Source organism: Polaromonas sp. P1_G4 (assembly GCF_056405475.1).
The window spans coordinates 1-10,231 of record NZ_JBFUCA010000114.1; the positions used below are offsets into that span (position 1 = coordinate 1).

Annotated in this window: 11 protein-coding genes; 10 read left to right on the forward strand and 1 reads right to left on the reverse strand. The window is 63.3% G+C overall.

What is annotated here, in order from left to right; all coding sequences use genetic code 11:
* The coding region (locus tag AC1D1X_RS07935) for an alpha/beta fold hydrolase (protein WP_477698094.1) at window positions 1–379 on the forward strand (379 nt) is incomplete at its 5' end.
* Between the two features lie 3 nt (window positions 380–382).
* On the opposite strand, the gene AC1D1X_RS07940 is transcribed toward AC1D1X_RS07935, so the two are convergent.
* Window positions 383–793, reverse strand: a complete 411-nt coding sequence (locus AC1D1X_RS07940; protein WP_477667888.1) for an FKBP-type peptidyl-prolyl cis-trans isomerase — start codon at window positions 791–793, stop codon at window positions 383–385.
* A gap of 285 nt (window positions 794–1,078) precedes the next feature.
* Between AC1D1X_RS07940 and AC1D1X_RS07945 the strand changes: the two genes are divergently transcribed.
* The 9 genes from AC1D1X_RS07945 to AC1D1X_RS07985 form a co-directional block, all read left to right on the forward strand.
* Window positions 1,079–1,786 (forward strand): FadR/GntR family transcriptional regulator, encoded by a 708-nt coding sequence (locus AC1D1X_RS07945; protein WP_477665654.1) that lies wholly within the window; start codon window positions 1,079–1,081, stop codon window positions 1,784–1,786.
* Window positions 1,787–2,023: 237 nt separating this feature from the next.
* Entirely contained in the window at window positions 2,024–3,598 is a 1,575-nt protein-coding gene (locus tag AC1D1X_RS07950) for a sugar ABC transporter ATP-binding protein (RefSeq protein WP_477698097.1), read from the forward strand.
* 31 nt (window positions 3,599–3,629) lie between these two features.
* On the forward strand, window positions 3,630–4,613 hold the full coding sequence (locus AC1D1X_RS07955) for an ABC transporter permease (RefSeq protein WP_477667887.1): 984 nt from the start codon (window positions 3,630–3,632) through the stop codon (window positions 4,611–4,613).
* Window positions 4,614–4,681: 68 nt separating this feature from the next.
* Window positions 4,682–5,626: an ABC transporter substrate-binding protein gene (locus AC1D1X_RS07960; RefSeq protein ID WP_457280127.1), complete on the forward strand. Its 945-nt coding sequence runs from the start codon at window positions 4,682–4,684 to the stop codon at window positions 5,624–5,626.
* A 51-nt stretch (window positions 5,627–5,677) separates the two neighbouring features.
* A complete protein-coding gene (locus AC1D1X_RS07965; protein ID WP_477667886.1) occupies window positions 5,678–6,685 on the forward strand; it encodes an aldo/keto reductase in 1,008 nt (335 codons plus the stop codon).
* Window positions 6,686–6,818: 133 nt separating this feature from the next.
* Window positions 6,819–7,148 carry an L-rhamnose mutarotase gene (locus tag AC1D1X_RS07970; RefSeq protein WP_477646226.1) on the forward strand — a complete coding sequence of 110 codons (330 nt, stop codon included), beginning with the start codon at window positions 6,819–6,821 and terminating at the stop codon, window positions 7,146–7,148.
* 22 nt (window positions 7,149–7,170) lie between these two features.
* Window positions 7,171–8,181 (forward strand): zinc-binding alcohol dehydrogenase family protein, encoded by a 1,011-nt coding sequence (locus AC1D1X_RS07975; protein WP_477667885.1) that lies wholly within the window; start codon window positions 7,171–7,173, stop codon window positions 8,179–8,181.
* A 13-nt stretch (window positions 8,182–8,194) separates the two neighbouring features.
* Complete coding sequence (locus AC1D1X_RS07980) at window positions 8,195–9,337, forward strand: mannitol dehydrogenase family protein (protein WP_477698095.1); 1,143 nt, start codon at window positions 8,195–8,197, stop codon at window positions 9,335–9,337.
* A 191-nt stretch (window positions 9,338–9,528) separates the two neighbouring features.
* The coding region (locus AC1D1X_RS07985) for a transglutaminase-like domain-containing protein (RefSeq protein ID WP_477698096.1) at window positions 9,529–10,231 on the forward strand (703 nt) is incomplete at its 3' end.

Below are 10,231 nucleotides of genomic sequence, written 5' to 3' on the forward strand. Positions count from 1 at the left end.
CACCGATGCGGGCCAGCGCGATGAGATCCATCGCCACAATCTCGCTGCGCTGATGCTGTACCGCGAGAATGCGATCAACGAACTGGCCTTGCGCCTGCACATCGCCAACGTGCTGCGCGACCGCATGAAGGGCCGCAGCCTGGCGCGCACCGGCGCGCTGGCGCAGTCATTGGCGCGGCTGCGCTGCCCGGTGTGGGCGATTTACGGGGAAGAGGATGCGCTGTACCGCGGCAAGCTTGATGGGCTGCGGGCAGCCCTGGAGCGAGCTGCGGATTTCAGGGGCCTGGCCCTGGTCGAATGCGCCGGCCACTGGCTGCAGTTCGAGCGCGCGGAGTCCTTTGACAAAGCCCTCCTCACGACGCTCGAAGCGCCTCTTTAGCTTTTACTTTTCAATCGCGAGCAGTTCGATGTCGAAGGTCAGCGTGGCATTGGGCGGCACCACGCCGCCGGCGCCGCGGTCGCCATAGGCCGTGGCGGGTGGGCAGGTCAGTGTGGCCTTGCCGCCGACCTTGATCTTCTGCACGCCTTCGGTCCAGCACGGCACCACGCGGTTCAGCGGGAAGGTGGCGGGCGCGCCGCGCTTGTAAGAGCTGTCAAATTCCTTACCGTCGGCCAGCGTGCCGCGGTAGTGCACCTTGACGGTGTCGGTCGCTTTGGGCTGCGGGCCAGTGCCGTCGGTGCTGTGCACGATTTTCACGCCGCTGGGCAGGGTCTCGGCCGGGGCGGCGGCAAGGGCGGTGCTGGAYAGGGCAATGGAGGCCAGGGCGATGAGCGCGGCGGTCAATGTCTTCATGGAGGTCATGCTTTCGTGGCAATGGGGTAATCGGAAAGGGTGACCTGGATTATCGTCCCGGCTCTCGCCTTGCCTCAGTGGCGCCGGCTCGCCTATCTCAGGTTGTCAGGTCGCTGAGCTGGATCATGAGGGGGCGGAAGGTGTGAGTGGTACTCCAGCCAATCAAAATTGGCTCCAAAATTAGTAACGTCAGCGTGAAAAATTTTGCATTGGCCTTACCAGTTCGAACCATAACCCCATAGCAAAAACCGCCGTCGCATAAACTGCACTTCACGCGGAGGACTCATGCTGGACCAACTCAAACAGGTCGACAACCGTCGGCTCTATCAACAAATTGCCGAGCAGATTCGCGCCTTCATTGACAAGGGCAACTACACCGCGGGTGCGCGGTTGCCGCCGGAGCGCGATCTGGCCCTGCAGTTGGGCGTCTCACGCCCCTCGGTGCGCGAGGCGCTGATTGCACTGGAAATTGAGGGCAGCGTGGAAGTGCGCATGGGCGCTGGCGTGTACGTCTGCAGCGCGGCCCAGCGCAAGCCGCAGTCCCTGGCCGCCATGGGCGAAAGCCCGATCGAACTGATGCAGGCACGCGCCGCCCTTGAGGGCACTATCGTGCTGCAGGCCTGCGCCAGGGCCACGCCCGAGGCGCTGTTGGCGCTGCGCCAGATTCTGGACAACATGCTGTCCGCCATGGCACAAAACCGCTCGCCCCTGGCCTTTGACCGGCAGTTTCACCAAACGATTGCAGCAATGACCGGCAACTCCGTGCTGGAGCGGCTGGTGGGAGAGCTGTTTGACGAGCGCCACAGCCCGATTGCCGCGCGCCTGAGCGCGCATTCCGAATCGGGCCAAAGCTGGGCCATTGCGCTGCAGGAGCATGAAGCCATCTTGCGCGCCCTGGAAAACCGGGATGTACTGGCCGCACAGAACGCCATGCGCATGCATCTGCAAGCCTCCGAACAGCGCTGGGTCGAGAACCGCCGCGAATGGTCGTGAACCAAGGTCTGTGCTGTCAACCTTTGCTCCTGTGCGGTGGTCAGGCCTGTGCAATTGCGCAGGCTTTTTCCCGTCTTTTCACCCCGATTTTGATCCCGGATCACGGGTAAGCACCAATACACACGCACCTCCCGGTAAGGCCAAATACGCCACATCGTGTCAGGTGGCCTTACCAATTTGCAGAGCAGCAGATTCATCCCTCCCGGTCCCCTGACCCACCAAGAGGAGTTCGCATTGCTGTCTTCCGTGCCCGATCCCGTCCGTCCCGACGCGCCCAGCCCCGCCGAGGCCGGGGTACTGTTGCGCCTGGAAGGAATTACCAAACGCTTCCCGGGGGTGCTGGCGCTGGATGGCGTGAGCTTTGAGGTGCGAAGCGGCGAGGTACACGCGGTGTGCGGCGAAAACGGCGCAGGCAAATCGACGCTGATGAAGGTGATCAGCGGCCAGTACCAGCCCGATGCGGGGGCTCTGTACTATCGCGGCGAAGCCTGCCAGTTCCAATCCACCGCCGAATCCCAGGCTGTCGGCATTGCCATCATTCACCAGGAGCTGAACCTGGCTCCGCACCTCACGGTGGCCGAAAACATTTACCTGGCCCGCGAGCCACGCAAAGGCTGGCTGATCGACCGGGCGGCACTGCGCCGCCAGGCAAAGCAATGCCTGGACCGGTTAGGGCWGGACATTGCMCCGGACGCTCTGGTCAAAACCCTGTCGGTAGCYCAGCRGCAGATGGTGGAAATTGCCAAGGCGCTGTCGCTCAACGCYCAGGTGCTCATCATGGACGAACCCACCTCGTCCCTCACGGAGTCGGAAACCGAGAAGCTGTTTGCCATCATCCATGAGCTCAAGCGTACGGGGGTGGGCATTGTCTACATCTCCCACCGCCTCGACGAACTGGCGCTCATCGTGGACCGGGTCACCGTCTTGCGCGACGGACGCTACGTGTCCACCGAACACCTGGCCGACACCAGTGTGGAAGAGATCGTGGCCAAAATGGTGGGGCGCTCGCTGGACGACGTATTCCCCAAGAGAACATCCGTGCCCACTGCCGACGTGTTGTTGTGCGTACAGGGCCTGACACGCCAAGGTGTGTTTCACGACGTGAACTTTGAGCTGCGCCGTGGCGAAATTCTGGGCTTTGCAGGGCTTATGGGGGCTGGCCGCACCGAAGTGGCTCGCGCCATTTTTGGTGCCGACCCCATCGACGCCGGCGAGGTGTTTCTGGCCGGGCAGCGTCTCACCATTCACTCGCCACGGGATGCCGTACGCCAGGGGCTGGCCTACCTGTCAGAGGATCGCAAGCACGACGGGCTGGCACTGAAGATGAATGTGGCGCAAAACATCACACTGGCCCACATGGAAGCCGTGTCCAATCGTGCGGGCATGATCCAGTTTGCCAAGGAGCAGGATGCCGCACGCCACTACATTGGCGCACTCGACATCCGCACGCCCAGCAGCAGCCAGATCGTGCGCCTGCTCTCGGGGGGCAACCAGCAGAAGCTCGTGATCAGCAAATGGCTGTTCCGTCAATCACGCGTGCTGTTCTTTGACGAGCCCACACGCGGCATTGATGTGGGCGCCAAGTACGCGATCTACCAGTTGCTGGACCAGCTCGCAGGGCAGGGCATCGGCGTCGTGATGATCAGCTCCGAGCTGCCCGAAATCATGGGGATGACCGACCGTGTCGCGGTCTTCCATGAAGGCCGCCTGGTCACCATCCTCCCCACCCGCGAGACCCATCAGGAGGAGGTCATGCACTACGCCTCCGGCCGCAGCGTGCCGCCCCTGCAAGCCGACCAGCTGACCCACTGAACCCTCCAAGACTTCTTTCCCGAACCACACCATGACCGAACAACAACAAGACCTGTTTCAGAAATTTGCCGCGCTGGCCAGCTTGCTGGGACTCATCGCCATCTTCTCGTTCACCAGCAACGCCTTCTTCAGCGTGGGCAATGGCATGACCGTGGCGCTCCAGGTGACGTCCATTGCCTACCTCGGCATCGCAGCGACCTGCGTGATCATCACCGGCGGTATCGACCTCTCGGTAGGTGCCATCCTGGCACTGTCCGGCGTCGTGGCCGCAATGCTGGTCAAGGCGGGCGCGCCCGTGCCGCTGGGCATGTTTGCCGGCCTGCTGGTCGGTGCCCTGTGCGGGCTGATCAACGGCCTGTGTGTGACGGTGCTCAAACTGCCGCCCTTTATTGCCACCCTGGGAATGATGCTGGTGGCACGCGGCGTGGCCTTGCAGCTGACCGATGCCCGCGCCATCAGCGGCCTGGGCGACAGCTTTGCGGAACTGGGCAACGGAGCCTTGTTCCGCATCGTCAATATCGGTGCGGACGGCTTCCCCGATGTGGTGTTCGTCGGCATTCCCTATCCCGTGGTGCTCATGGTCGTGCTGGCGCTGGCCGTCTCCGTCCTGCTTAACCGTGCCACGCTGGGCCGCCATCTGTACGCCATCGGCTCCAACCTGGAAGCCGCCCGGCTCTCGGGCGTGAACGTCAACGGCGTGACGCTGTTTGCCTATGTGCTTTCCGGTTTGCTGGCCGGGCTGACCGGTTGCGTGCTGATGTCACGCCTGGTCACGGCCCAGCCCAGCGAGGGCCTGATGTACGAACTTGATGCTATTGCCGCCGCGGTGATAGGCGGGACCTCGCTCACGGGTGGTGTGGGCACGGTGTCGGGCACCGTCATTGGTGCGTTCGTGATTGGCATCCTGCGCAACGGTTTGAACATGAGCGGCGTGTCCGCTTTCACCCAACAAATTCTGATTGGCGTCGTCATCCTGCTGGCCGTATGGATCGACCAGATGCGCCATCGCAAGTGATCCCTACCGGCAGGGCTTACCGGGACTTCGAGAGACAACCTCCACAACCACTACCCATGAGGAAAGAAATGAAAAAATTTGTCCACACACTGATCGCAGCCGCCCTGGTGGCTGCGTCGTCGATGGCTATGGCCGCCGACAAGGAAATTGCCGTTATCGTGAAGACCGCCAACTCGGACTTCTGGCAAAACGTGAAGAAGGGTGCCAACGCTGCCGTGGGAAATCTCAAGGGCTACACCGCCACCTTCCAGGGCGCAGCATCCGACACCGACCTGGCCGGGCAGGTGGCCCTGGTGGAAAACGCCGTGAACCGCAAGGTCGCCGGCATCGTGCTGGCCCCGTCGGATCCGGATGCCTTGATCCCCGCCATGAAAAAAGCCTGGGAAGCCAAGATTCCTGTGGTGTTGATTGACTCCGCCGCATCGGATTCCGGCAAGGCTTACTACCAGTCCTTCCTGGCCACCGACAACAAGACTGCCGGAGAAATGTCCGCCAAGACGCTGATCGAGAAAGTCGGTACCACCGGCAAAATTGCCGTCATGTCCTACACCGCGGGCTCGGGCTCCGAAATCGGCCGCGTGGGAGGTTTCACCGACTACATCAAGAAGCATTCCAAGCTGCAGATCGTGGGCCCCTTCTACTCCAACTCGCAGATGGGTACCGCACTGAACCAGACCACCGACGTGCTGGCCGCCAACCCCGACCTCAAGGGCATCTTCGGCGCCAACGAACCCACCGCTATCGGCATGGGCCGCGCACTGGTTCAGTCGGGCAAAGCCGGCAAGGTGGTGGCCATCGGCTTTGACGGCAACTCCGACCTGCAAGGCTTTGTGAAAGACGGCACCATCGAGGCGATTGCCGTGCAAAGCGCCTTTGAAATGGGCAACCTGGGTGTGAAGACCGTGGCGGAAATCGTGGCAGGCAAGAAAGTACCCGCCTTCCGCGATACCGGTGTGCTGATGGTGACCAAGAAAAACATCGACACACCCGCTGCCAAGAACGTTCTCTACTAAACCGCTCCAACCCAAGGATCCCTCCGGCACCGGCTGCCGGAGGATGGGTATATGCACACCACGGATCTGAAACTCCTTCCCCGCGTGGACCTGCGGCTGACTGCCCTGGGCCTGGGCTGCTCGCAAATGGGCGGCCTGTACCGTGCCACCAGTGCCCGCGAGGTGGAGGAAGTCTTTGCCTGCGCCTGGGCGGCCGGCGTGCGCTATTTCGACACGGCACCCTACTACGGCTACACCCGCTCCGAGCACCGCCTGGGCGCCCAGCTGGCCGACTGCCCCCGCCATGAGTATGTCGTCAGCACCAAGGTGGGCCGCCTGCTGCGCCCCGATGCCAGCGTGGGTCCTGGCGATGGAGGTTGGGCCAACCCCTACCCGTTTCGCCCGCAGTATGACTACAGCTACAGCGGCGTAATGCGCTCATTCGAGGACAGCCAGCAACGGCTGGGCCTGGCCCATATCGACATCCTGTACGTACACGACATCGGCCGCGACACCCACGGCGAACAGCATGCGCATTATTGGCAACAACTGACCACGGGGGGCGGCTTCCGCGCGCTGGACGAATTGCGCGCAAGCGGTGCCACCAAGGCAGTGGGCCTGGGCGTGAACGAATGGCAGGTGGTGATGGACAGCATGCAGGAGTTCGACCTGGACTGCACCATGCTGGCCGGGCGCTACACCCTGCTGGAGCAGGACTGCATCACCCCCTTTCTGGGCGACTGCATGCGCCGCGGCAACGCCATCGTGGTGGCCGCGCCGTTCAACTCCGGCGTCCTGGCGGGCAACACCAAATTCAATTATGCGGAAGCCCCGCCCGCCGTGGTGGCGCGCGTGCAAGCGCTGGCGCTGACCTGCGAGGAATTCGGCGTGCCCTTGCAGGCCGCCGCACTGCAGTTTCCACTGGCGCACCCTGCGGTTGTGTGCTGCGTCACCGGCACCCGCACCGCAACCCAGCTGCAACAGAACGTCGCGTGGCTGGAGACGCCCATTCCCGCCACGCTGTGGCAGGCCCTGCGCAGCCGCGACCTGCTGCATCCCGATGCGCCAGTACCAGCCTGAGGAAGACCCCATGCTGATCGACGCGCACCCGCATTTCTGGAATCTGGCAAACCGCACTGGCCACTGGCCGCCATCTTTGGCGGCAATGCGCGCCGCCTGTACCACCTTGGCCAACATATAGACGGAAATTGATATGCAACGAATGGGATGGGTCATTGGTATCGACCCCCGGCACATCGCCGAATACAAGCGCCTGCACGCGGCCGTCTGGCCCGCTGTGCTGCAGCGCATTCACCAATCGCAGGTGCGCAACTACAGCATTTTTCTGCGAGAGCCGGAAAACCTGCTGTTCGGCTACTGGGAATACCACGGCCGGGACTTTGACGCGGACATGGCCGCTATCGCCGCTGATGCCGAGACGCAGCGTTGGTGGACCCTCTGCGGCCCCTGCCAACGCCCCCTTCAAACCCGCAGCCCAGGCGAGCACTGGGCCGCCATGGAATCCGTATTCCACATTGACTAACCACTTCCACCCAAGGACATCTATGCTGACAGTCATTTGCGAAACTCCCGGCGTGCTGCGCACGGTTGAAGGGGCCATGCCCATCCGCAATGAAGGCGATGTGCTGCTGCGCATCCGCCGCGTGGGGGTGTGCGGCACCGATCTGCACATCTTCACCGGCAAACAACCCTTCCTGGCCTATCCACGCGTCATGGGCCACGAAATCGCGGGTACCGTAGAGGAAGCTCCAGCGGACAGCCCCCTTCAGGCCGGCGACAGCGTCTTCGTCATGCCTTACCTGTCATGCGGCCGGTGTGTAGCCTGCCGCCAGGGCAAGACCAACTGCTGCGTCAATATACAGGTACTGGGCGTGCACCGCGACGGCGCCTTCACCGAGTATCTCAACGTACCCGCGCAGTTTGTGCGCAAGGCAGAGGGTGTTTCACTGGACCAGGCCGCCATGCTGGAATTTCTGGCTATTGGTGCCCACGCCGTACGTCGCGCCGACGTGCAGCCCGGCCAGCGTGTACTGGTGGTAGGGACGGGCCCCATCGGCATGGCTGCCTTGCTATTCGCCGGCCTGCGTGGTGGCCAGGTCACAGCGCTGGACACGCGAAAGGAGCGGGTGGAATTCTGCAAACAACACCTGGGGGCGCATGCGGGTGTTGTGATAGGTGACAAGGACCTGGACGAGCTGCGCGCACTGACCAACGGAGATTTTTACGATGTCGTTTTTGACGCCACGGGCAACGCGAAGGCCATGGAGCGCGGCTTCCAGTTCATTGCCCATGGCGGCAAGTATGTGTTGGTGTCGATAGTGCTGGACAACATTACGTTCGCCGATCCGGAGTTTCACAAACGCGAGGCTACGCTGCTGGGCAGCCGTAATGCCACCATGGAAGACTTCGAAACGGTGCTTGAGGCGATGCGGGGCGGCAAAATCCCCACCGCGGCGCTCAACACCCATCGCATGGCCCTGGCCGATGTACCCGCCCAATTCGCCACCCTGCTGGACCCCACGCAGGGCGTGGTGAAGGCGCTGATCGAATGCTGACCGGAGCCTCCACGTGAGCACGCCCATCCTGCAGTTCGGCACCGGACGCTTTCTGCAGGCGCATGCAGACCTGTTTGTATCCCAGGCCCTGGCCCAGGGCCTGGCACTGGGCGGCATCGCCGTCGTGCAGAGCACAGACAGCCCGCAGAGCAGTGCACGCGCTGCGGCACTGGCACATGGCTACCGCGTCGAATTGCGTGGCATGCAACATGGCCGGCGTATCGAGGAGACCGTGCAAGTGAATGCAGTACAGGCCGTCTGGCATGCCCGCCGCGATTGGACACAACTGTGCGATGCCATGGCCACCACCGTGCAGGTCATCATCTCCAACACCGCAGACATGGGCTATGCACTGGACGACTCCGACGCCGCGGCGCTGCTGCGTAGCCCCACGACGGCGCCGAGCAGCTACCCGGCCAAGCTGGTGGTGCTTCTGCACCATCGCTGGCAGCTACAACCAGAGGCTCCCCTGACGCTGTATCCCTGCGAACTGGTCAGCCGTAACGGTGACACCCTGCGCAACCTGGTATCCACGCTGGCACAGAGCTGGGGCGTTACGCCCGCCTTCCTTCGCTATGTGCGGGAGCACTGCGTGTGGGTCAATTCACTGGTGGACCGCATCGTGTCGTCTCCGCTGGAACCCGCCGGTGCAGTGGCCGAGCCCTACGCGCTGTGGGCTATCGAACACCAGCCGCGCATGGTGCTTCCTTGCAACCACCCGGCCGTGGTGGTGAYGGATGCACTGGCTCCATTCGAGCAACGCAAGCTCTGGCTGCTGAACCTGGGTCACACCATATTGGCCGAACGCTGGCGGCTGCTGGGCAGTGCTGCGGACATGACCGTGGTGCAGGCCATGCACACCCCGGCGCTGCGCACCCCGCTGGAGGCGGTATGGGCCGACGAGGTGCTGCCGGTATTTGACGCCGAGGGCACAGGCCCCGAGGCCCACGCCTACCTGGTGGAATTGCGCGACCGTCTGCTCAACCCGTTTCTGGAACACCGTCTGGCCGACATTGCCAAGGACCACGCGCAGAAGAAGCTGCGCCGCCTGGCACCCGTGGTAGAGCGCGCCGTGGCGCTGCAACTGCCCATCGCACAGACCCAGCTGCGCAATGCGTTAGCTGAAACCGGAAGCACCCTGGGCACTGGCGCCTGAACCGCCGGCTGGTCACCGGCGTTTGATGACATGCTGCGGCGCAACATCCAACGCAGCGAACCCTCATGCCTGCCTTCTCCGGAGGAAGAAGGGGTCAGTCCCTCAGCGCTCGGGCGTGGAACGGAAATTCGCCGCAATTGCGCCTCCGGGGTTACGATGCGTAAACCATTCACTCCGTTGGTGGTTCCATGGTGGCACTTGCCGCACAATTCGATTCGCCCCGCCGGCTGCATCAAAGAGCCAGCGACCGGCCACAGGACTGGCTTGGCACAACGCCCCTGCTGGACCTGGACGACACCAAGCTGCGCCTGAAGGCTCGCTCGATTGTCCAGCTGTGCCGCACCGACCGGGACAAGGCACTGGCTATCTATCGCTTCGTCAAGCGCCTGCCTTATACCAAGCGGATCAAGCTGCAGTACCCGACCGCCCGCGACGTACTCGAGGCGCGCGGGGGCGACGGTGACGACAAGGTGACGCTGCTGATCGCGCTGATGCGCTCCGCCGGCATCCCGGCCCGTGTGCGCTACATGGAGATGCGCGGCGAGATGCTTCGCGGCCTGATCCCGCGGGCCACGCCGGCGGCGCGGCCGCTGGCGGAGTTCTGGCTGGGCCGTTGGGTGCGCACCGACACCTACATCTTCGATGCCGAATACGTGGCTGCGGCGCTCGAACGCCTGAAAGCGAACGGCTGGGAGTGCGGCTGGGGTATCCACATCAACGCCCAGCTTCTGTGGGATGGAAAGAACGACGCCTTCCTCGGCGGTGTGCCTACCGAGCAGGACCCCATGCTCACGCGGCTTCTGTGCGTGGTGAGCGATCCCCTGGAACTGGTGTCGGCATCCCTGCGCGCCAACGGGCTGCGCTACCGCCGATCATTGCGGGCGTTGCAATGGA

Coding starts and splice junctions, on each gene's coding strand:
- AC1D1X_RS07955 (WP_477667887.1), top strand. CDS start 3,630: ATGACCGAACAACAACAAGACCTGTTTCAGAAATTTGCCGCGCTGGCC.
- AC1D1X_RS07975 (WP_477667885.1), top strand. CDS start 7,171: ATGCTGACAGTCATTTGCGAAACTCCCGGCGTGCTGCGCACGGTTGAA.
- AC1D1X_RS07945 (WP_477665654.1), top strand. CDS start 1,079: ATGCTGGACCAACTCAAACAGGTCGACAACCGTCGGCTCTATCAACAA.
- AC1D1X_RS07965 (WP_477667886.1), top strand. CDS start 5,678: ATGCACACCACGGATCTGAAACTCCTTCCCCGCGTGGACCTGCGGCTG.
- AC1D1X_RS07970 (WP_477646226.1), top strand. CDS start 6,819: ATGCAACGAATGGGATGGGTCATTGGTATCGACCCCCGGCACATCGCC.
- AC1D1X_RS07960 (WP_457280127.1), top strand. CDS start 4,682: ATGAAAAAATTTGTCCACACACTGATCGCAGCCGCCCTGGTGGCTGCG.